This window comes from Negativicutes bacterium (assembly GCA_021372785.1).
GTDB lineage: Bacteria > Bacillota > JAAYKD01 > JAAYKD01 > JAAYKD01 > JAJFTT01.
In genome coordinates this window covers 49,770-76,096 of the sequence record JAJFTT010000067.1, presented here as the reverse complement: position 1 = coordinate 76,096, position 26,327 = coordinate 49,770, and the positions used below count along the sequence as shown (strand labels likewise).

At 52.8% G+C, this 26,327-nt stretch carries 1 protein-coding gene; it reads left to right on the top strand.

Annotation, left to right across the window (positions count from 1 at the left end; all coding sequences use genetic code 11):
* Window positions 1-152 precede the first annotated feature (152 nt).
* Complete coding sequence (locus LLG09_08485; protein ID MCE5197145.1) at window positions 153-26,231, top strand: PKD domain-containing protein; 26,079 nt, start codon at window positions 153-155, stop codon at window positions 26,229-26,231.
* The last annotated feature ends 96 nt before the right edge of the window (window positions 26,232-26,327 follow it).

Here is a 26,327-nt window from a genome sequence, read left to right as displayed (position 1 = left end):
GCAGTCAGGCACCGGGAACCCAATTAATCGCCTCAGCGGAAGGCGGGCTCGATATTTATTATTACATCAACATGTCGGAGTATGCTCCGAATTTAAACGCTGTTTATCTTCAGGGCAACAAATACACCGATCCGCTTATTCTGAGTTCGGAGATGATAAATCCCAATTCCTGGAATGAAGAAATTCAAGTTTACGCTGTCGCTATGGATTCGGCAACGGGTCTGATCAGTGAATCTGCCGCTGTTTACTTAAGACTGGTTACCCCCGGTCCTACTTTCACCCCTGCGGCGGATCCGACGGCGGTCACCGTACTAGCAGAACCGGCGTTTGTTTCCGTCGCGCACGAGACGGCAGGCACGATCTATTACAATAAAAACAGACCAAATTCCGATCCCTGTTCCTGGGGTTATATATACAGCAATCCCATTGAAGTCAGCACCAGCATGCTGATTCGTGCGCAGCTGGTTGCGGGATCGGAATACTCCGCAGTCACCGAAGCAAGGTATTTGGTGACAGCCAGCAAACAACTGCCATTGGACACCTATGTTTCTGCCTATGGCTTTAAAAATTATGCCGGCAATTATCATATCGCGGCATCTGTGGCGGGAACGTATGTCTTGTCTGTCAATGCCTCCTATCCTGTCACGGTATATAATGATACGAAAACAGAAGTCATTGCCAGCCGAACTGAAGGTACAACGGACTTAAGCTTCGATCTTCCAGTGGGAACTGCCCGGATTGTGGTGAACTACCCTGCCGAGGCTGCCGAAACAGAGTATTCTGTGTACCTGACCCGAATTGTGGCGGAGCCTGTGCTTTCTCCGGCTCCTTCCGGAACCTGGCAGCCGAAGCTGTCGCCGAAGTTGTCATCCTCAGACGGCGATACGATCTGGTACTATGTCGGCGATTCTTTTCTCTGGTCTACCAACGATCGTTCTCCCGATGCCAGATGGCAGTCCAGTGCAAGCGCTGTCACTTTACCTGAATTGACCGAAGGGTATGTCAGATTATCTGCTTACTGCCAGGCGGCTGACGGCAAAACCAGTGCGGTAATCAACCAACTCTATCAGATTGATGAGACGCCGCCGAACCTGGAAGCAGCGGCTTACGGACGTTTTAAATACAACACGGACAATAATACTTATTCCTATACCAATATCGGTTCCGGCGGGGCGACTTTGTACAGAACCGTCTATGTAAATATCAACGGTGCGACTGACGCTGCCAGCGGGGTGGCAAAAGTTGAATATTACGTTTCCATCGACGGTGGAGTGAGCTATACTGCCTTAGGTGAAGTCACCCGAGCCTTGCTGTCGGAAGCAATTCCCAATTTTGCCTGGGATACCACAAATACGATCGACGTCAAAAATACCGATGTCCGTTTGAAAGCGATTCTCACCGACTTTGCCGGGCTAAAAAGCGCCGCTTCTGTTGCGGATGCCTATGCCTATTCCTTTACCATCGACAATGCGCCGACTGCTGTTCCGACTGATTTTAAGGTCACTGCCGGTCCGGGCAAGATTACCCTGAATTGGACTGCCGCAGCCTATCAGTATGCCAATGTTTATCGTTCCACTACTTTAGCGGGACTTTCTGCTGCTGAGGAACCGTATTATCACAATTATTACGATTTATCAGAGCAGAGTTATGCTGATTACTTCTATGCGGCAGCGGATACGGCATTGTCTTATTATTATGCCGTGACGACGATCGACAGCAGAGGAACCGAAAGCGACAAGGCTGTCTGCAGTTCGCCTGTTTCTCCGCTTACCGACAACATCGTGCCCGATTTGTATCTCTCGGCTGCGGGCAGTTATGTCAGTCTCGCCAATGATTTTTGTTATAATGCCACGGATAATATTGCGCTGGCTGCTCTGGAAGGTACACTGACAGCCGAGAACAATGCGGTGACAACCTTTGTCGATCTTGATTTTACCGATCACCGAACGACTGACTATGATTATCTCACCAAAGACAGCATGGCGGAACTGGGCTTAACCAGCGGTGCTTACACAGTCACGCTGACAGCGACAGACAGCTATGGCAACCAGTACAGCGAAAGCAGCAGTTTCATCTATGATATTACGCCGCCGCTATTGCCGGCTACGCTGACCGCCGTTTCGCTGGCTGGTAAGGTCCGCTTAGCCTGGACTGCTTCAGTGTCAACGGATGTGCAGTCAATCTATATTTACCGCAGTAGCACAGCGGAGGGGCCATTCGATTATTATACTTCGGTTGCCGGTGATCAGACCAGATTTGACAATTATGATGCGGACCATGTCGGTGTGACCTTCTATTACAAAATCAAACTATTGGATCAGGCTGATAACGAGAGCGTTTTCAGTGAGCCGGTCTCGGCCGCCGTGGGTGATTTCACACCCAGCCTGCGGATTGCCGCTCAGCCGGTAATCGGCCGGACCACAACGATTTATTTCAGCGGATTCCAACCCAATGAAACCATTGATTTTTATCTGGATCAAGCCGCAAAGGCATTTGATACCGATTACAGCAGCTATGAGACCGATGCAGAACAGGAAGCGCAGCTGGCGGTTCCGTATGACATGAGCGGCACGCATACAGTAAAAGCAATCGGCCGTACTTCGGAGAAAATTGCGCTGCTCCGCTTTACGGTCAGCTCCTGTGCGCCTGTCTTCACTTTATCAACCGGCAGCGCCGCGGTTGGCGGCAGCCTGAACTATGCAATTGCCGGCTATGCTGAGAATAAAAATGTTTACTTCTATCTGCAGCCGGAGGATGCGGGGACGGAGTATGGTCACTACCTTACTTATCAATCTTATAGTCAAACGGAGGTCAGCGGCTCTTTGCAAATTCCAGCCGATACGCTGCCCGGCATTTACACAATTCGTGCCGTGCAAATCGACAGCGGTTTGACAGCCTATGCCACGGTGACGATTACAGCGCCGCAGGTCAGTCTGGTCATCAATGATTCGTCCCCCGCGCTGGGACAACGTGTCTACTTTAACGCCTCCGGATTCCTGCCCTATGAAACGGTGCGTTTTTATCTGGCCGATTTGCCGGCGGTTGCACAGCAAAGCGGTAAAACCGGGCAAGCAAGTTATTCGGTGCAATTACCCGGCTCGATCACGGGCGGCAGTTTTGCCGCTTTGGCGGTGGGACAGACCAGCGGCCTGGCGGCGGAACTGACGGTTCCAATCAGCAGTGCGATTCCCGGTATCACCATACCGGCCACGGTCCAGCCCGGCAATGTCTTTACCGTGTCGGGCAATGATTTCACCCCCTACTCCACTGTCAGACTGCTGGTGGACGGAGTTGAAAAATCGAACGTTAATTCCTACGAAGGCAGCGTCAGCTTCAATTATTCTTTCGCGGATACCGCCGCGGAAGGACGCCATGCCATTGAATTACTGGACACCAACGGCAGCAAAGCAGGCGGCAGTGTCGTTTTGCTGCGGCCAAGTCTGACGCTGACACTTTCGGCAGAACCTACCTTAGGCGAAGATTTGACGCTGATTGCCACCGGTTTCAGAAACAATGAAACCGTAGCCTTTACGATGAACGGGGAGGCGCAAGGCAATGCGGTTGCGGATGCCTCCGGCATTGCGGCCCTGACCATTCGCGCCCTGGATATTACCTCTTCTTCCTATTTCTTTACCGCCGCTGCGGCTTCCGGCAGCGTCACCAAAGGGTGGCGCGGCAATGGCCCGGACAATGAATTGAGCATTGCCTATACCGGTACGATGCAGCCCGATGTTCCCTTTAATTTTACGGTTGCTCAATTGACGGAAGGGGAAGCCGTCTGGGTTTATCTCAATCATCAGCTCTATCTGCTGAATCCCGCTGTAACAGCGGCTGCCGACGGCACGGCTTCCTTCTCGGTCACACTGCCGGCCGGCTACTCAAGCGACAGCCTGAACCTTACCGTCGTGGGTGAAACGAATTCTCTCTGGCAGACAGCAGCAACGGTTCCGGTTCATCAGACAACACCGGTGCTGACTGTAACGCCGAGCAGCCCGACCGCCGGCAGTGCCATCGATTTTTCCATCAGCGGTTTTGCTCCGGGAGAAACAGTAGCGCTCTGGTTTAATGCAAAACCTGTCGCGAGTGATGCAGCCGATAACAACGGCGCAGTAGTACTGAGCTATACACCCGATATCACAGCGATTGCGGGAAATTATCAGGTCGTAGCGATCGGTGCACGCAGCAATCATTATCTGAAAAAGACGATAAGCCTGAATAGCTATGTCTTTATGGCCAATGCGCCTGCCACAGCCGATCCGGGCAGCAGTATCACACTTGCCGCCAGCGGTTTAGTGGAAGGCGAGATCCTGCATCTGTTGTTTGATCAGACCTGTATCAGCGGCAGCGGAATGGTTGCCGCTGCCGGCTTGGCTGCGCTTGACTATACGATACCGCCTTATCTCGCTGCCGGTAATCATAGGATCCGCTTTGTGCTGGCCAAGAGCGCTGCAGTGATAGAAAAGAGTATTGATATTACCGATCTGGCACCGCAGCTTGCCGCCAGCCAATCCGGAACAGAAACAAAAGCTGGTTTGAATTTGAGCGGTTTCCTGCCGGGTGAAGGCGTGCTGGTTTATTTCGATCAGCGCGATGTGACGGCCAATACGACCACAGCCGAAGGCAGTTCTTCCTTCGTGATCAGCGAGACGGGAACCCTGACGCTGGTTTACAATTTCCCTGCCAGTATTACCTCCGGTGATCACAGTTTCGCGGTGATCGGGAAAGCCAGCCAACGGGCTGCTTACAGTACGCTGGCAGTTGAGGTGACCGGACAGCGTCTGACCGCCGCCAACAGCGAGGGCAGAGCCGAAGGGAAGCCGGGCGACCAGCTGACTCTGCATGCCGAGGGCTTCACAGCCGGCGTTGCTGTCAGCGTGCTGTTTGATGAAATCAATCTGACGCCGGCAAACCATACAACCGAGGCAAGCGGCGCCTACTCGGCGGCCATCGTCCTTCCGCTCGGAACGGCGGATGGTCTGCATGCCATCCAAATTGCAGCGGCTGCCGTCAACGAACTGGCGCAAACCACACTGCGGGTGGATACCACCGCTCCGGCCGTGCCAGAATTGCGGGCGACTCCCGGTAAACGTCAGATTACTCTGGCCTGGGATCAATCCGCCGATGTGGATACCACATCCTATCTGATTTACCGCAAATTGAGCACGGCGGATGCCGGCAGTTACGTCCTGACTGATACCTTGGATGCTGCCGTCAACACCGTCACTCATTCTCTGAATGAAGGCAGCCATCCGTTGGCAGTCGATGTCAATTATCACTACCTCATCAAAGCTCAGGATCGACTGGGCAATCTCAGCGCCGCCTCCGCCGTCCTGACTGCCGCCCTGCTGCCTGATACGGCGGCTCCGGTTCTCGAGTATATGGGCAATCCTTACACCGGCTACCGCAATGGTTTTTATGTATTGCAGGGTTTGGCCAAATTCACTCCGACCGTCAGCGATGACCGTCAGGCTGCGACGGTACTGCTGGAGTACAGCAAAAATGGCACGAATTATACCGCGCTGCCGCCCGTTAATTTAACTTATCAAGGTCAAAACTATTACAGCGGTCTGTTTACTTTCCGCGGCGATATCATGCTCGATACGCTGGCGATTACGAACCAGCCGAATTTCGGTGATGGGCTTTATACGATTCGCCAGAGCGCGACCGACGCGGCCGGTAAAACAGCAGTCCGCACGCAGCAGTATTATATTGATAACACGAAACCGGCAGCGCCAACCGATTTGGCTGCCGCCGCAGGTCCCAAAATGGTGAAGCTGAGCTGGAATTACGGTGAGACCAGCGATCTGAACTATTTCCTGCTCAAATTCGGTCCCGATTTGGATCATCTGACCACCTATTATATTTCCGCCTCCGCACGCAGTTATGATCTGGTCGGTCTGCTGCCGGCAACAGAATATATCATCCAACTGGCTGCCCGGGATGATGTGAATAATATCAGTGATGCGGTTACTGTCCGTGCGACGCCGATTGTCGATACCGAAAAACCGATCCTGCCTTTGGCCACGATCAGTCCGGCCGCCAACAGCCGGATCAGTAAGAACTTGAACTTGCAGCTCAAAGCGACCGATAATGTGGGTCTGAGCCATTTCCTGCTCTCAATTGCGCCATTTGGCAGCACTGAATTCACGTCTATCGATCCGGCGGAGATTGACAGCTACATTTATTCCAACATTCAGTATCTTTATCTGGAAAACCTCAGTTATCAAGGCAATTATACGCTGCGCCTGATTGCCGTCGACAGTTCCGGTTTGCAGTCTGATCCGGTTGATATCACTTACCAATTTGATATCACACCGCCGCAGCTGACTGCGCTGACCGCCACAGCGATTTCCGGCGGTATCATGATCAGTTGGGCGAAGGCAGCCGATGCGGATTTGTATTATTATTACCTGCTGCGGAAAGCGCCCGGCGAGACCGACTACAGCTATTACCGCTACATTTCACCCAGCTACTATTCGCAAAACAATGGCACGATCGCCTATTTGGATTATGCGGTGACTGCCGGTGAAACCTATTCTTATAAGATCTCAGCTTACGATGATCTGAATAACAGCACAAATCCCGCGGAGGCTACAGCAGTCTCGGCTCAGCCAGGCGCCTTCAATCTGACGCTGAGCCTGACACCCACGCAGGATGTCAAACCGGGCACCGTGCTCAGTCTGACTGCCACGGGCTTAAGCCCCTATGAAAGTGTCGCTTTCAGCATTGACGGCTTGGAAATTTTCACCGCCTACGCCAATGAAAAAGGCCATCTGCTCTACGATTGGGGCTACATCAAGAACACCACCAGCGGAGAACATACCATTCAAATGCAGAGCAGCTCCAGCAAGCAGCAGAAGGACGTGAATTTTACCGCGCTGGCAACCAAGCTTGCTGCGCCGGGAAATGTCAATGCCGAGGTGGGGATTATGAGCATCAGCCTCAGTTGGGATGCGGTCAGCGCCGCCTATGGTTATCAGCTTTACCGTAAAGCGGGGGATGGTGATTACGCGCTGCTGGTTGATAAGATTTATGGCAGAACCTATACCGATTATGCGGTTGCCAAAGACATCGTCTATTCCTATCAGGTAGCCGCCTTTGACCGTTACAATGCGGTGGGTGAAAAGAGCATTGAGGCGATTGCCAAACCCGATCCGGACCAGAACGCACCGGAGATCGCTGTCTTTGTTGCAAATCGGGACGGCAATCTGCTGACGCTGGTGGCGACGGTCAGCGATGATGTCCGGCTGGCTAAAGTCGATTTTGCTTATAAACCGGCCGCTGCGGATGATTCTGCCTATCTAATGATCGAGTCTGTCAGCCTCAGCGGCAGTAAAAAAAGCGCGGCAGCCAGCTGCAGTTTCGATACGTCTCTGCTGACCGAGGGTAACTACACGCTGCGGGCGATCGTCTGGGACGGCGCCAACAATCAATCGGATCCCCGCACCCTCTCCACAACGATCTCCACCTCATTGCCGCAGGCCCCCCAAAACTTAACTGCTGTGGCGGGCCAGATGCGCATTGCCCTGCGCTGGGAGGCGCCGGGAGTGATAGAGGAACCGATCGCCCGCTACAATATCTATCGCAAAGTGGGTGAAGCCGACTTTGTCTTGCTTTCCACCACGACTCTAACCAATTACACCGATTTGGCCGTCGGGCTGGCAACAGCTTATACCTATCAGGTCAAAGCAGTCAACGTCTTTGGTTACGAAGGTCCGGAAGTGAGAATGACGACGCCGGTCACAGCGCTGGCCGACACCAGCGTGCCGCTGATCAGCGGCTTTGCGCCCGCTGCCAATAGCCGCTTGGGCGGGCAAATCAACATGAGTGTAATCGCCAGCGATAATGTAGCGGTCAAGCAAATTGATTTCTTTGCCATTACTCCGAGCGGTCAGCTCAGTCTGGGCCGCAGTGAAACGGGATCGATCAGTTTCAATAGCGTCAGTTATCAAACCGAAGGGGATCTCGTGATCAAAGCCGTGGTCAGTGATGCTGCCGGCAACAAGGCGGAGCAGACGGTTACCTATAAAGTGGATAATGTCGCGCCGACTGCGCCGCTGGCGGTTGCTGCCTCAGGTGAGCTTTCCATTCAGCTAACCTGGAGCCTGCCATTGATGCCAACCGATCTCTCCCATTATAATGTCTATGTTTTAGCGAATCAAACCACACCGGAGCAGAATACCGCGCCGCCTGTCGCGAAAGTCACAACGCTGTTCCATAACTACAAAGTCGGAACCGCTGTCAGTTGTTATATCACAGCGGTGGACAGCTTGGGCAATGAGAGTATCGCCTCCAATGTCGTGACAGCCACACCCGGCACCGATCAGACCGCGCCGCTGATTTTAAGCCTGACACCGAACAATCAGGCCATCGTCAGAGCCGAGACGAATGTGCTGGCTGACGCGACCGATAACGTGGCGGTCAGCAGCTATCTGTTTGAAGTCATCCCGATGCTGCAGGATACGGATACCGGCAGCTTAAAGATCGTGCCTGCCGCCGCCTGGACTGAACTGAGCTTGCAGCCAACCACACCCACAGTCAAAACCGGCAGTTTTGTCTGGAACACGCAGGACAGCATCATTACAGCGGAAGGACTGCAGGCCAGATATCCCGATGGTTATTATACTTTGCGGGTGACAGCCAAAGATATGATCGGCAATGCCAGCCAAAAAACCGAAGTGGTGAAAGTCGCCAATCATCCGCCGATTGCTCCCGACGGGCTGCGTGTCGATGCGGGCGAATGGCGCCTGATGGTCAGCTGGAAACCGATGAGCGGCAGTGATGTAGCCGGTTATCGGGTGGAACGCCAGATCGAAGGCGAGTCAGGCTTTACAGAGGTGGCTGAAACAACTTCTAACGTCTATATCGAAACCGGAGTCAGCCCGCTCAGCCTCTACAGTTATCGGGTTGCCATGATCAACGATCTGGGCAACCTTGGTCCTTTTGCGACGATCAGCAATCAGCGTGCTCTGGAGGAAACTTCGTCTCCCTCCATTCTCAGTATGAGTCCGCTGCAGGATCAGCGTTTCAACAGCGCGCTCAATCTAAAAATCCTGATGCAGGACGAAGTGGCGATTGAGCAGGTCAAGCTTTCATACTACCGCATCCGGGATCAGTCTTCGGGAGAGATTCCTGCTGATGCGATCTATACGGAATTCGCTGTCTTAAGCGGCGCGGCGATTGTTTATGGCAATGCGGAAACCTCAGAAAATGATGTCTTCGCTACGGATTGCTATAGCGCCGCCTACCGCTGGACGACCGACGCTCTTGCAGAAGGACTCTATGCGCTAAAAGCCGTCGCCTATAACAAGGGCGAGTCAACTGCTTCTATCGTCAAGAAATACTATAAAGATACCCAGCCGCCAGCCGCTCCCGGCGGCGTGACGCTGACCGATCCGGGCATCGGACAGACACTGAACCTGACCTGGACGTCAGGCGCGGATGTACTGCGTTACGAAATCTATCGCAGTACGGATGCCAATGCAGTATTTACCTACGCTGCACCGGCCGGGTATCAGAAATTGCCTGATACGCTCAGTCCAACCTTCTCCGATACCGGTTTGACGGATGGTACGACCTGTTACTATCACATCGTGACCGTCGATTCCGCCGGCAATGTCAGCAATCCTTCCTCCAGGGTCAGCGGCACACCCACGGCCAAGAGTGATCTTGGCATTCAAGCCATCTATACAGATCCGGCAGTGCTCATTTTAGGACGCAATAATACCCTGAAAGCGTCCATGCTCAACTCCGGCACCGCCAGAGCGACCGGCGTGGTAACGTTCTATTACTTTGACGGCACAGCCGATATCTTGGTGGGAAGTGTCAATGTCGACTATGCTGCCACTGCCAGCGGCGAAGCCAGCCTGGTTTGGCTTGCCCCGACAACGCTGACGGCGTCCGTGACCGTCAAAGCGACGGTCACGACCAATCCCGGCAGCGACGATCTCAACGCAGAGAACAATCAGTTTACACGGTCCGGCATCGCAACCAATCAGCCGCCCACGGCGGTGATTACGCTGCCGGCAGAACCTTACGAATCCGGTTTCCTCTTAAGCTTCAATGCAAATGCTTCGAGCGATGCACGCGGCCGCATTGTTTCCTATGCCTGGGACTTTGGCAACGGCAAGAAAGCCGAAGGAGCGACAGCGACCAGCCAATACACCTTACCGGGTAAATATACGATCCGCTTAACCGTCAAGGACAACAACGGAGCGGAAACGGCGGCTGTGCAGACGATTATCGTAGGAGATAAGCGTCCCGACCTTTATGTGGATTCGATCCGCTGGACCCCAAGCGAAACCAAAGAAGGCGACGTGGTCACCATTACGGCGGTTATCGGCAACAAAGGCTTCGGCAACGCAACTCTCGGTTTCCTGACCGGCTTCTATCTTGACAATCAGTATATGGGTTATAGCAAATGCGATGTGAACCTGAGCAATATCAGTCTTGTCAGAGGGGAAACTCGGGAAGTCAGTTTCAACTTTGTGGCAGCGGCCGGTGTGCATGTGGTAAAAGTGGTTGCCAATGATATCCTCGATAGCTTGAAAGAAACAGATAAGGGCAATAATAACCGCAGCGCAGTGCTGAGCAATCAGCAGATCTCTTTTGCCGATGTCGGAGTGGAGAGCATTGTCTGGCTGCCGGATGGAACGGTTTTTGATACGCAGCAGGCGTTTGCCTACCGCACCGTGATCAAAAATCACGGCAGCGCGAGTGCGGCTAATTTTGGAGTCTCACTCTACATCGATGATGAATACCGCGGCCGTCAGATGGTACCCACTTTAGCAGCCGGCGCGGAGATGACCTTAAATTACTATGTCGCTCCGGTGGTTGGCATTCATAAAGTCGAAATCAAAGTAGATGACCTCAATCCGGTCCTGATCGAAGAAAATACGACCAACAACAACGCCAGTCTCATCACTGAGAATTTCAGCGTCATTTATCCTGAAATCACGGTCGGTGATATCACCTGGAAACCGACCGAAACGACCCTGACCGAAGGAACTTCCATCACGTTTGAAACGAAGCTGATCAACAGCAGCACGATCAATATCACGAAGAATTTCCTGGTGCATGTGGCGATGGATGGCCGAGTCTTTAAAACGATCACAGTTTATGGTTTAAAGGCCGGCGAAGTGAAGGATGTGCTGACGAAATGGTCGGCTTCCGGCGGCGAGCATAGCTTTAAGCTGATCGTCGATGCCAAGAAGGCAGTCATTGATCCGGATACCACGGTGGAAAAGAGTATTACCATTCCCAAACTTTCTATCCTTTATCCTAATCTGCACATCAGTAATGTATCCTATGCTCCCCTGGCGGTAGAAACCAATAAGATGGTCAGTTTCTTAGTCAGTATCAACAATCAAAGTGTGGCGACCGCATTCAAACGGTTCAATATCGGTTTGTATGTGGATGGCAAAGCGGCGGCCGGTTCCACCATCGATGGCATCCGCGGCTACAGCACGGTTCCGGTTGTGATCAACTGGACACCGGAAACTGCGGGACTGCACACAATCCAAATCCTGGCGGACAGCTTTGGTGAGTTGACCATGAGCGCTGCGCCCGAAGGGATTCGCCGCAGCTGGACAACCAGCCTGCAGGTCAGCGAAGCACTTGTCTTAAAAACCAATCCGAACAAAGAAGCGCAGGACGAAGATTTTATGGCGGTGCTCTATACCAGCGGGGATGGTTTTATCCCGCTCTCGGCCAGCCTGCGCCATGCCGACATCAGCAGCCAAAATTTAGGACCGGATGAGGATGCATCGGTCAGTTATACCTTAAAGAAAGGCAGCGTGCCAGTGACCGGCTTTGAAGGACAGATGGCGTTCAATTCCAGCAACCGTCAATTCGAATATCAACTGCCGATCACTGCTGCGCTGACGACCGGAACCTATACGCTGGAATTTTTGGGCAGCTGCGGCACAGAGATCTTAAGCAGCATCTGCAACATCATGATTGTCAAGGAAACGACAGTCACGTTGGAAACCAATAAGGACACTTATTTGTTGGGTGAAACGATTCGGGTCAGCGGTCGCATGACAGTCGGCGGGCAGCCGGTCGCCAACGAACGGGTTGTCTTGGACTTCCAGCTGCAGCCGCGGCTGACCGATCCGCTGCGGGGTTATGACGCCAAGGGCAATGAAATCTTGATGATCTGGCAGGCGGAAGAAATTGTCTTTGCCATGACCGATCTGAATGGTAATTACGAGTATCAATTTACCCCCTTTACCGGCGAAGCAGGTGACTGGACGATCTTGGCGTTTGCCTATCAGAATGCCTTAGGCGGCGGCGCTCCTCCCAAAGAAGTGAAGGTATGGGGCATGGCTGCCTCTCCGGCCAGCCTGACACTGGTTGCGACGAAAAACTCCCAGTTCTCCAAAGAGATAAAATTCCGTCACGCGGCACCGCATTACGCAGAAGGTGACCCGCTCACTTCAGTGAGCGCAATTTTAGTGGCAACTGCTGTGAATAACGGGGTTTCGGCGACCATTGATACATCCGCTATGGCCCGCAGCCTGGCGCCCGGTGCAGAAACCGGTGTGATCTTAAATGTCAGCGCCGGATTGAACTGTGATGACACGGCCACCTATGAAATTGTCTTCAGTTCAGCCCAGGGGGCAACCTGCAGGACGAGAGTCACCATCAATCTGCGGCCGGCAACACCGATTCCGGTGACCGATGTCAAGAGCATCTCGGTTGGTGTCAATCCGGCAGACAGTGTCAACCGCATCGTCACCGTGACCAATAAGGGCAAAGGCTACCTGGACGGCCTAAAAATCACGCTGCCCGGCAGTATTCCCTGGGTGACGGCAGGCAGTATCGGCAACACGCGTCTGGCACCCAATGAAAGCACCACCTTTACGGTCGAATTTGCACCGGGAGCCGGAGTCGCTCTCGGGCAATACCAGGATAAACTGGTGGTCAGTGATGCGACCGGTAAGTTCTATGCCAATGTCGCTTTGAGCGCCGAAATCAGTTCAGCCAAAACAGGCGGCATTTCCTTCCGCGTCGTCGATGATGTCGGCACCAAGGTCGGCAATGCGGATATTACCATCATCTCCAAAGAACCCTATACCAGCATGGCCGGCGGGGTGGAAACGCAGTATTATCCCAACTTCAGCACCAGAACGGATGCGAACGGGGTAGCGCAGTTCTATGAAAAGCCGTTGGGTGATTACGATTTGGTGGTCCTGGCTGCCGGACGCAAGAAATTTGTCAGCGAATGCAGCGTCATGCCCTCAGCCGGTGCGCCATTTATGGATATCCAGCTGCAAAACGAACCGATCAGCATTGAGTGGACCGTTGTCCCCACCACCATTGTGGACGAATATGAAATCAAATTGGAATTGACCTTCGGCGCCCATATTCCGGTGCCTGCCTTTGGTTTCAATCCTCCCTGGCTGAATATTCCCAAAGAGGTCAATGAACCGATTGTCGTCGAAGCGAATGTGGTCAATACCGGTTTGATCGCCATTACAGATGTGGTGGCCTCGGTCGTGCGGGCCAATCAATCGGAAACCGGTATCAGCATCCTTGGCGGCGGTTATATCGGAGAAATCGGCGCTCACAGCAGCGCGAAGATTCGCCTGCAGGTGCAGCCCGGTGTGTATCAGCTGCTGTTCAGCAAGAACGCAGCCGGCAATCCGCTGAATTACATCAAATTTGAAGGTACTTATGTTTCTTTCGATTCGGATACCGGACTGCCGATCGATCCGGCACCGGTGATTACAGGTGTCCTGCCGCTCTATAATCCGAGTGAAACGTCTGTTACACTGCAGGTGCGTCTGCCGGAAGAAAATGCCAAAGTTGTGGAAGAAGAAGTGAAATTGCCGGAAGGGCAGATGGAAGAACTGCGCTATATCGCTCCTGCCGGCGGCAACCGTGACGATTTGCTCAAACCGGGGGCCGATTCCGCTTACGAAATCGTGCAGCTGACTTTAAGTCAGAAAGCCACCCTGGAACGGCAGGCGTTTGATGCCACTTTAAAAATCACCAATGGTTACCCGGAATATGCTTTGCAAAATCTGCGTGTCGATGTTACGGTAACGGATGCGGATGGGAAAGATGTAACGAACAAGAACTTTGTGATTGCTACCGGTATCAATGGCCTGACGGATTTGGATGGCAATGACAGTTTGGCTGCCGGTAAGAATATGACGGCAACCTGGCAGATCATCCCCGGCAGTGATTTAGGCGGTACATCGGTAACCGGCAAGCTCTATTACGCCAAGGCACTGATTTCCTACTATGTTAACGGCCGTCTGGTGCAAACGCAGACGGAAGGTGTGGAAATCACCATTGTGCCGCAGCCGAAACTGACACTCAATTACTATGTGCCGCATACGGTGCTTTCCAATACGCCGTTTAAACTGGCGGTCAAGGTATCGAACAGCGGCTATGGTGAAGCGAAGAATCTGATCATCGACTCCGGTAAACTGGAGATCAGCTCCAATCAAAGCGGTTTGCTGACGGACTTTGAAATTCTGGGCAGTTCCTTTGGCAGCACGACCGGCAGCAACTTCAGACTGGAATTCGGTAACATCGGACCGGCTGTTTACAGTGAAACAACAGATCCAATCACGAACCAAGTCACCGGCAGCTGGACACCGACCGAAGTATCCGGTTATTGGCTGGTGCGCTGGAATTTGCCGGTAGAAGCCGAAGAAAATCCTTACGAAGGCGAATTCCGTGATTTTAAAGCCACCCTGACCCACAAAGACTATAAGGGCGTGCAATTGAACCCCTTGATTGTCGGTGTGACCACCAGCATTATCGGCAAAGAAGATGTCCTGGCAGATCTCAATGCGGATGGCGCTTTGGCGGTTGTCAATGAAGGCAATACCGGCTTCCCGGATTTCCTGATGAATTTGGTTAGCGGTTTGAGGATTCCCATCTTTGTGCCTGATTCGGTCGAAACCAGCGTGAGCTATGAGACCGGCGGTAACTATCTGCAGCTGAAATCCGCCAAGCCAACGGCAGCGCTCGATTATAATTCGGTGCGTTATCAGATCATCATGCTGCCTGCTCCGGAAGGCTGCGGTAATATTTCTGCGGTCAAACGCAGCCTCAGCGCCAACGGCAGCAATCCAAGCAGCCTCTCTTTCTCCAACTACTGGAAGGACTTTGGCAATATTTACATCGTCGATCAAATCCCGGTCAGTTATGATGCCAGCGGCAGCCGGGTCTTCCTCGATTCTTGGTATACCGTTGAATTTGGCAGCGGCGTCATCCTCGGCGATCTGGGTTACTCCCGTTTTGTCTACACCCTGGCGGCGCCGGGAGAAGAAGGCGGCATCCCAATTGGCGTGGAAGGCACCGGCAGCTATATCAAAGATGCGGTTTATTACGATACCGGGATTTATCCTGATCAGGGAGAGAACGATCTCACCCTGCGCGTTCTGCTGGATAACCGTTCCAAGAACGTAGAAAACGGCAGCATCCGCTTCAGTGTGATCGATACGACTATCCCCTTGGGTGAAAACCAGACCATCTTCAATGCGGAAGTTGCTTTTGTCAATCTGCAGCCTTATATCACCCAATATGTCTCCTGCAGCAGTTGGGTACCGGCCAAAGGCGGCGTTTATCAGATCAAAGCAGAACTGCTGAGCGGAGGCGAGGCCACCGGACGTTTTGTCACATCGGAAGCGATCGTCAACAGCCTGCCGTACGGCAATGCCGGCGCCGATATCGCCAATGCGGTTGTTTTGCAGCCGGTCCGCTTTGATGCCAGCCGGTCTTATGACCGGGATGGCTACATCACTTCTTTCGTCTGGGATTTTGGTGACGGTGAAAGCGGTTATGGTTTGACTCCGACGCATACCTACCTGAAATCCGGTTCTTACAAAGTAAGACTCTACGTGATGGACAATAACCTGTCCACCACCTGGCCGCCGACCTTAGTTGGCAGCGTATTGGGCGGTGAACCCGATCCTGAGACAGTGACCGAGCAAAATAAATTCTCCGTCATGCAAATCACGGTCTTGGAAAACCGGCCGGATTTATTTGTGCAAACCATCGAATTCTCTGAATCAACACCGGCCGAGAACAGCGTCTTTACCGTGACAGCCACACTGCAGAACGGCACCTCTGAAGGAACTGCCGGCGGCTTAACTGCCACAGCGGCACCTTTCCTGGTGGGCTTCTACCTTGATGATGTCTACCGGGGCTATGTGCGCGTCGAAGATTCGATTGCAGTCAACAACACCAGGGAAGTCAGTTTTGCTCTGACCATGCCGGCCGGCGGCTTGGCTCATAAGGTTTCTGTCATTGCCAATGACATCGGCAAATACATTGAAGAGGCGGATTTTGACAACAACCGGCTCGATCAGGTAATCAACGGAACGCAGACTGATTTTGCTGATTTGGCTGTAGAAAACCTACAAGTCAGTGCAATCAGCGGGGACACGGTGCAGTGGCATGCCGGAATTACCGTGCAGGCTAAGGTAAAGAACCTCGGCAGCGCAGCGGCAGGAGCATTTAAGATCGTCGCTTACGCCAACGATACGCTGATTGATTCCACATTGATTGCCGAATTGGCGGTAAGCGGAGAAGAAAATATCAGTTTCACGTGGCTGCCGGAAACGCGCGGAGATTATCAGCTGCGTCTGCTGGCTGACGGACCGTTATCCACTGTGGTAGAAATGGTGGAAGACAATAACAGTCAAACACAGACGATCAAAAACTTAACTGTCACTTATGCCGATTTGACCGTGCAGAATGTGCGCACCAGCCTCAGCGGCAGTATCGTGCCGCAGGGGACGAATGTCGTGCTCTTTGCCAATATTCTCAATCAGGGCAGTGCCGCGAATAAGACCGCCAGCAAAGCCTATTTCTACATCAATGACCGCTTTATTGGTGCGGCTGAGTTTGGCAAAACAGAGGCACTTGCTGCGGGAGCTTCCACAACAATCAGTTACATTTGGAAGAACCCTGACATCGCTGCCGAAGAAATTTTAGTCATTGTCGACCCGGAAAATAAAGTTCTGGAAAGCAACGAAGCCAATAACACGGGCAGCTATTATTTCAGTTCTCCTTTAACTGTGACAGCGGCGCAGCTGCAAATCGTTTCACTTGTGAGCAACAGCACAGCAATCAAGTTCGGTGATACGGTAACGACGGTTGTCAAAGTAAAAAACAGCGGTGATCGGGCAATTACGACGCCGTTTACCACCGCCCTTTATGTCAACAATCGTAAAGTTGGTACGGTATCAACGGGTACCCCGGAAATTAGCAGTCAAGTTGGCATCGGCAGTCAGGTTGAACTGTCCTTTACCTGGAAAGCAGACCAATTGCCGACCGGGAGTTATCTGCTGCGGGCCTATACCGATAGTGAAGCCAAGATCAATCTGACCGATCGCAGCCAAACCTATAAGAGTGCCGTTCTGAGCGTCGGGCATGGCTTGCTGCTGACAGCGAAAAGTGAGGCGACTGCGTATTCCCTGGGAGAAGCCGCTAACGTCAGTTTAGGCGTTGCCTCTTCCGCCGCCTCCTGGTCGCCTCTCGGTGATGCTGCCGCAAGCGTACAACTTTACCATGTCAGTGAAGACAGTGTGCCGGTATTGACCGCAGCCGGAGAGCCGGTCAATCTGGTTTATGATCCGCTATCCGGAACCTATCAGGGAGTGGTTCTCTCACCTGCAGCGGCTGGCAGTTACCGCTTACGTTTTAATGCCGCAAAAGATCTGCTGACTGCCACAACTGAAACCGATATTGTCTACACCAACGCGTTCCAAATCAGCTTGAGCAATACAACCGAACGGAGTTATACAATCGGTCAGAGTATCACAGCCGCAGGTACAGTGACAGATGCGAATGGCGCCGCTATTCAGGATATAGCCGTAACGATCAGTGTGATCGGCGAAGAAACCTGGCAATTCGGCGGCAGAACCGACGCGAATGGAGCTTACTCGATTGCAGTAAACCTCCCAACAGACTGCGGCGGAGCCTATACGATGAGGGCTTCTGCCAGCATCGCCGGCGTGAAAAAGCAAACCGCTGCGATTGTATTCTTTATCGATGGACTCTATCTTGCCCTGAACAGCAAAGTAACCGTTGTGCAAGGGTATGATCAGCTGCTGGCCGGGTTTGTCACGAACCTTGGTGTGACAGCGGCAGACAATATCAGTCTTGTTGTCAGCGGATTGCCCGCAGGTTTCACCATCGAACCGCTTCTCACTTTAAACGACACAACCATCGCCGCAGAAAGCAGTCGGGAAATTCAGTTGAAGCTGAGCGCTGCCGGAACGCTGCCGGCAGGTGATTATAATATCACCTTAACAGCAGGGAATGCCAGCCATGTTCTGACGGTGACGGTTGTGGCCGCGGAGGCCAAGTACTCCATCAACATCATTGGTGAAGCGGAGTCGGACGGTGACGGCCTGCGCAAAGAAGCGCTGACGATGTCGCTGCGGCAGGGAGAAATGAAAACTTCTGTGATTCAGGTCACGAACAGCGGCACCGCCAATCTAACCGGACTGACGGTCGACTGCGATCTGCCTTTTGTGCGCTTCTCCGCTGCACCGGTGGACGGCTATCTGATCAAACCGGTCAACAAAGGTTACACGATCCGTGACGCGGAAGGCCGCGCTTCCATCGTCGTAGCTGTTTCTCCTTCTAACTTTACACAAACCGGTCTCTATGAAGGCAGCATCACCCTAACATCGAATGCCGGTGTTCGAAAGATTCCCATCGTGGTATCCGTTGGCAGTGAACAAGTGGCCAGCTTAACCTATGAAGTGCGCAACGATAGCAATACGCCGCTGCAAGATGCAACGGTAGAGCTCAGCGGTGTAGTGCAGCAAAAAGATCCGGTCAATTTCAGCGGTAAAACCGATCCGAATGGGCGCATTACTTTCAGCAACATCCCGGCAGGCGCTTATCAGTTAACCGCGTCGGCGGATTTGCATTCGACCCTCTCGGCAGCGGTTGATCTCCCGGCGCTGAACGATCGGCTGCCGCAAATCATAACCTTATCAAAACAGCCGATAGTCTTTGGCTTTGAAGCCGCTCTGGAGGACAGTATACGCAGCAGTTCAACCAGGAGTGTTGGCTATGAGAGCGTCGTTTACAAAGCGGAGCAGTTGGTTGCCAGCACAGAACCTCAGCTGCAGCCCAATCTCCCCGCGGACGAACAGCAATTCTGGTATCTCTCCGGTAAGATTCTCAATCGGCTCTCCATCCGCAATCCGGCTGCACCGATCACATTAACTGATCTGTCAGCGAGCGATACTAAGCTGAAAGATGTCACTCTGGAAGTGGTATCCACCAGTAAAAACCTGCCGCTCAATGCTTTCCTGCTGAAGGGGGAAAGCGGTTATACACCGGTTCGCTATATCGGAGATTTGGTGGCCGGTCAGGTGATCGATCTGATTTGGAGTTTGGATATTGACCGACTCTTCATACTTGCCGATGTAGAACAGACCGGCAGTGCAGGCGAATTCAAGCTCAGCTTTGATGCAGCGAAAGTCAACCAAGCCATGGTGGATGCGTATGTTAAGGCCAATGATCCGCTGGGAGAAGGCTCGCTGCAGCTGATTGCCGGCAGCTATACGGAAGGCAGCAGCAGTTTCAGCGTCAAAGTCAGAGCCAATGCAGATCAAACCTACCGCACACCGACGGACCGGATTCCGCTTTATTTCGGCAATCAGGTTCATCTCTTTGATGCCGTCATTAAAGCCAGCGGCAGCAGAAGCGATAGCGGGGTTTCCGTTGAAACCCTGATTCCGGTGCGCATTCGTTACCTTGCTCCCGATTATGAAATCTGGGGTTCCGGCAAACAGAACGCCAATCAAGGGGACAGCAGTTCCCAAGGCGCGGTTTTGGATGCCTATGATGAGAATCCCGGCTTGAAACAGGAGATTCAGTTGGAAGCCGCCTTCCCTTCCGCCAACGGTCAGACAGCGAAAGGAAATTACAGTCAGAATTTCCTGAAAGAAATGGGCTATGGGTTGCCGGAAGTGCCGGAGGAAGCGACGAAGAATGCGGATCTGGACTTTGGTTTCACCTCGGGAGCCGGTTTTGCGGAACAGGTCGTGGGATTGAAACTGAATTTAACCAACACTTCCTCAACCTCGCCGATGACCGACTTGAGTATCCGCCTGCTGCTCACCGATCACAGTTACGATGCCGAGGGCAATTTAATCAAAGGCGGCTCTCCGGTGTATCCCGCGGTCAATCTGACAGCCTCTGTCACGAGCGGAAGCGCACCGGTGGTGGAGGGTTATGGCATCACTTTGAGTGAATTGAACCGGGGCGAGACCTTAAAACTGAATTATCAATTGAAGCTGGATGAGTTGCAGGACATCTACTCTGCCATTGCAGAATTTGATCCTTCCATTGCCAAATTGCTGCAGAATAAATCTTCGGGTAAGATTTACGCCCGCTTCCTCTATGAATATACGCAGGACGGCAAGCAACAAAGTGTGATGAGCAGCGTGCGTGAATTTGAAGTCAAAGCGAAACCAAAGGTTTACATCAGCTATGATCTGGAAGCGTATCAAAACGATCCGACTCTGTTTACGCTGACGGCCTATGTGACCAATTTGGGTGAAGGTGCAGCCGAAGGTGTTTATGTCAGCGCACCGATCATGCCGGAAACCGAATACAAATTTGTGGTGATCAGCGGCAGTTCAACCAAAGGGACTAACCTGGTCGATGGCAAAGTCCAGCTGGGGACGATCCGGCCGGGAGAAACCGAAAAAGTCTGCTTCAACCTGCGGAGAATCGAAGTCACTGCCGCTCAGAGAGGAACCAAGCTGTCCTTAGGCAAACTGGCCGAATTGCCGGCGATGCCGGTCAGGAGCGAGATTGCGGGAAATCTGATTGTAGCTCCGATGAAAATGGAAGCCATGAACACCCTCAGAGCACATGAAAACTTCTTATCCATTCAAGATGAATTGGACAGCTTGCAAGTCAATTTGGAAAAAGTGGTCGATAAAACGGTATCCGAACTGGCTCGTTCGATCCTGGATCAGTATGATTATGCCAAAATCCTGACCGGCGCTGTGGGCATCACCAAGGTTTACGAAATGACCAGCGGCGTCGCCAACTTAATCGGTTGGATCAAGTCAATCGAAGAACTGCCGGCGAAATTGAAAGGCGCCTTCACTTCGGCAGACGATGAGCTGAAAGAAGTGCTCAAGGGCAAAGTTTTAACACCGGATGAATATAAGCTTTTCGCCGCCACGCAGCAAGCCTACCAGGGCTATGGCACAAAACTATTAAATCTTTATACGTCGGGAGTCAGCTGGTTCAACAATTGGATCGGCAACACGCATGACGATTATGTCAATACCGCAAAAGATGTCTGGAATACCTTTGCCGATGCCAGGAAAGGCAAAGCCGGCGTGGAAGCGATGGCGGATTATGAAGTAACAGCCAATCAGGCGCTGGATACCTTGGGCAAAGCGGCCAAACTTATTTCGGATGCAGTCAATACCAGGAGCAAGAGCGAGCGGATCGCTTTAACGACGCAGGGCAAAGCGGCTCTGGAAGCAGCTCAAAGCTTAATTCTGGCTGCCAGCGAAATCAAGACGAAGAACATGGCGGTCTTTGAATCAATCGCCAGCGGCTCCACCAACGGCTGGATCGGCGGAGAAGTGGATCGCTACTATCTCTCGTCCGCCAATGCGTATGTCAACGAAGTTGAATTTGCCGTGCAGGAAACCCTAAAAATCATTGCGGCGCAGATGCAGGCGATTGTTGCGGTCAATGCGTTCGAAGATGCAGCCGAGGGAATGAAAGCTTCAGCAGAAAACATGACCAAAGTTACAAAAGAAGCGCAGCAGGTGCTGGATGCAACCAACAACATGCTGAACAATGTCGGTTATCAGCCGAACCAGTCGGTGATGGATCAGGTCAAAAACTTCCGCAGCTCCAGTACGGTGTTGGATTTTGCCAAGAGCTGGCTGACCAGTAAACTGACGATTGTGGATATGGCGGCGCTGCAGAATATTTCCAGGACCACACCGACGCTGGTCAAAAGCCTGGGCAATCTGGCCGTCGAGATCAAAACTGCTGAAACAGAATTAAGTAATGCCGAAGTAGCAGATTTGATCTTCGAATGCATCTTCCCCAATTCCATTGAGGTTGCCAAGGAAAAATACGCCTACTTCTATGATGAATTTAACAGATATGCTCCGGCCGGCGGCTCCAAAACGGCAGAGTATGCCATCTATACCTTAACCCAGGCGATTAAGCTGAGCAGCACGCCTGTCATCGATTTGGATGCTTATGAGAAAGCAATCAACCAATTGGCGACCAGTCAAACGAGCAACAGCCAAGCGGCGATGAATGCTGCGGTGGCAGCGGCGACCCGCAAGAGCAATGTCTTTAACATGCTGGAACAGGCACGGACTGATATTGAGCTGATTGGGGAGATGGTGCAAGGCTATCTCGACAATGACCTGACCGCTACCGCTTACTATCCTTCCGGTCAGGTCCTGGATTACCTGAAATCCCTGAATACGCAGTTAAAGTCGATGTATGCGAACCCCAACGGCAGCCCAATCCCGATTACGCGGGTCGGGCGCTACCGCAATCTCTGGGTTTATACTGCCGACGGCATGGATCTGGCGCCGGATCAGATCACGCTCTTTGAAATATATCAATTGCAGCAGGAAGTCGACGCTTCCATTGCAGAAGGATTCGATGCCATTTATCAGCGTCACATCGTAAACATGATGAAAGACATTGAGACGCGGTTAACCTTGGCCGGCACGGCCTTTGCCTTTATGGGCAGCATTTCGGGTGCCTCCGGTTCCCTTTCCGCCATCGCAGCCACGGCTGCTCAGATGATCAATACTTCTTCCTACGTCACAGCGCTGGATGCGCTCGATGCGACCATCCTAACCAAACTCGCGAAACAAATCGGCGAATTGGCTGTTAACTCAAACCTGATGGTCAACAAAGAAACGTCCATTGCCTCCAATTTACTGGATGTCTTCAATACGCTGGAGAAATGGCGTCAAGTCGATCCGGAATTACCGCTGACTGTCCTGTCGCAGCAAGCCACGGATGTGGCGCTGCAGGAGGGTTACACCGAAGGTCAAGCCACTGTCGCAATTTCCATTCGCAACGAGCATACCGGTTCGGTAACCATCGCTCCTACTGTGGAAATTTACGATAGTTATGGTCTGGTAAATTCCGTTGCTTTGGCCAGCCAAACGCTGCTGCCGGGTCAGACCGGTCAATTCAGCGGTTTGGTTGCAGTGCCGCACAATGCTTTAAGAGATGCCGGCGGCTACATTGCGGTCTTTACCTTTGAAGCTTCCGAAGCCGAAACCATGACCATTTCCCCGACTTATGGACCTTACACGGCGGCCTTCAATGCCCACAGGGCGGCAACTTTAGCCCAGATGAAGAGTGAGACGGCAGCTGCCGTTAAGACCTCTCAGCCGTTGGGTGGATACCTGGCTGGCAAAATTGAGGCGGTTATGAACGGTCAAGTGGTGGAGGTTGCTGAGGTCGTGGACAGTCAAACAGTCACGATCAGTAAATCAGCCGGCACGATCCTGCGTATCTTCTGCGCCGCTATCAGCGGCAGCGGGGTCAGCCTGAGCGTCAGCGACAGCCAAGGGCAGCCTGTGAGTGCTTTTGCCGATCTGATCAATCCAGCGGATTTCGTTTTAATCAGCGATCCGGCAGCCGGAACTTATACGGTGACGGTGAGCAACGGTGCGGCAAGCGAACAGGGCTTTGCGCTGCAGGTGGTGGAACATCCGAATTACGGCACAGTTGCCGGTATCTATACGCAGTATACCAACGTTCAGGCAGCACAAAATTCAAGCGGAGAATGGCAGGCAACCATTCCGATCAACCTGTATGAAACCGGGTTACTGCATGATCTGACGGGAATCACCTTCACGGTCAGCGATTTAAGCCTGCAGAGCGACGCGACGATAAAAATCGCCGGCAGCGAGATGACCATCCGGAATGCGAAGAATGAAGTGCAGAATCAGCCGTTTGCCATTCCGGCCGGGACGGGCAAACAGCTCGCATTGGTGATCAAACCGAACCCGGATCGTGCCGACGGCATTTACACCGGCAGCCTAAGCATTCATTTGACGGCGGAAGCGTTTAATACCGGTTATGCAACACACACTGGCTGGACTGCAAACGGGGATGGAAGCTATACTTTAGTCATTCCGCTTGCTTTGAAACTGGATACCGCTGTGCCGAATGCGCCCGGCTTTGCGGCCGAAGTCAATGCTGCGGCCGCCAACACCGTTACGGTCAGCGGTTCGGCAATGCCGGGAGAAAGAATCTATATTTACACAACAGAGCCGGGCAGTGAGCTGGCGGATGCGGCCGATCAGGTTTATGCTGTGCTTACGGCGGATGCCGGGGGCGGCTATAGCATGGATCTGGTCCTGGAAATGACGGAAGAATTCTTAACAGCAACCGGCGGCCGCCTGACCCTGTATGCCAAAGCGGCGGCCGCCAACGGCGTGCTGAGCGAGGCCAGTACAGCGGTAAGCGTCAATATCGATTATTATGATACCACCGCTCCCGAGATCACCCTATTATCCCCCTATGCCGGTGTGGAACTGAGCAACCCAGTCAGCCAAATTCGCTTTGAAGTTTTCGATGGGGAAAGCGCAGTCGTTGAGGAAAGCATTCAAGTGGATGTCAATGGCAGCGGTATGAACGCTGCCTGGAACCGCACGGAGAAACTCTACGAAGTGAATCTGGCGACACCGCTGACCGGCGGCACCAATAATCTGCGCATCAGCGCGGAGAATGAAGTAGGTTTGCTCGCAACGGAGACGTATGATGTAATCCTGGGCGATGTCATTACGGCTGTGTTCACTGTAATGGAAGCTTCCACGCCGATCGCAGGAGCTACCGTGAGCATTAACGGAGTAGATTTGACAACCGATCTCAACGGAACCGTTTCCACCGAGCTTGCGGCAGGAAATTATAGGTATACAGTCAGCAAGACCGGTTATCTCAGCGTGAATGATTCGAAAAATATTCAGGCGGATGACCGCAGCATCATAGTTCTCTTACAGAAATCTGCTAACATTACCTATACCGTCAGCAGTGCTGCGAATGCCGTAGCCAATGCCAAAGTGGAAATCAAAACCAAAGCGGCAGTGCTGGTGACCTCGGGTGATACCAACGCCGCAGGTCAACTGACGCTGCAGCTGCCGCTGGCAACCTATGACTGCACCATCAGCAAAGTGGGTTATCTCAGTCAAACATTTGAGCTTGCGGTGACGCAGGATGCCGTAAAGGCAGTCAGTCTGGCGAATGATACGACGGCTAACTTCCTGCTGACCATCAAGCTGCAAAATCAGCTCAATACGGGGTTAGAAAAAACGGAAGACAGCAATCACCTGAAAGTCATGCTGGGAGCAACGGAGTGGGTTGTGACCGGTAACCAAACCGCACAATTACTCAGTAATGGCGACTACAACCTGACAATCAGCGCGGATGGCTATCAAGCGGTCACCCTGCCGGTCACAGTAGCCGGCGCGGCGGTAACCCAAACAGTCGTTTTAGTGCCTGACGGTGTGACGATCAATTACGCAGCGGAAACACTCAGCTTAGAGGCAGGTTATCAAGCCAATACCGCAGCGGATTTCAACGGAGTTGCGGTAGCCAGCGGAGCGAACTTTGCACCGGAATCGGTTCTTTATATCAAACAAGAAGCAACCGGCGCGATCGTTCCTCTCAAGGCGCCGGCGCGGCCGGGCGCACCGGGCAATCTGGCGGTCAGCCAAACGGCTGACCATACGGTAACGGTCAGCCCAATCGATGGCGCGGAATATCAGATCGACGAGGGCAGCTGGCAGGATACGAATGTCTTCTTTGCGGTCAGCAATTTCGAAAGTCATATCTTTGCTGCCCGAATCAAGGCAAGCGAAACCTCCTATGCATCCTTACCGACAAGCTCCGCTGCGCTGGTTCTCTATCCGCAGACGATTTATACGCGGGCACTGGAGCTTGATCCGACCGCCCTGACCACTCGGGTCACACTCGGCAACCATTCCGGAGCAGACGCGAATCTCATGTTGGTGGTCGCAGTCTATGATGCCAACGGCCGCATGACGGAAGTCAAGACGGAAAGCGACATCGGTCTTGCGCATACGGCTGAAGTGGACAAAGAGATCTCATTCAAAGCGCTGCCTGCGGGCGGACGCTGCAAGGTCTTCCTGATCGATACGCTCAGCAGTTTGCAGCCGCTGGCCGACAGCAGTGAAAGCAGTATTCATTTGATTGCCTAGGCAGTGGAAGGTAAAAAGCAGAAAAAAGGGGCTGCAACAAAACAGCCCCCAAAAACAGAGCCAAGCGGCTGCCAAAAGCAGACACAAGGCTCTGTT

Bases quoted from the DNA above. Each gene is read 5' to 3' on its own strand.
- LLG09_08485 (MCE5197145.1), top strand. From the start codon at position 153: ATGATAAATCCCAATTCCTGGAATGAAGAAATTCAAGTTTACGCTGTC.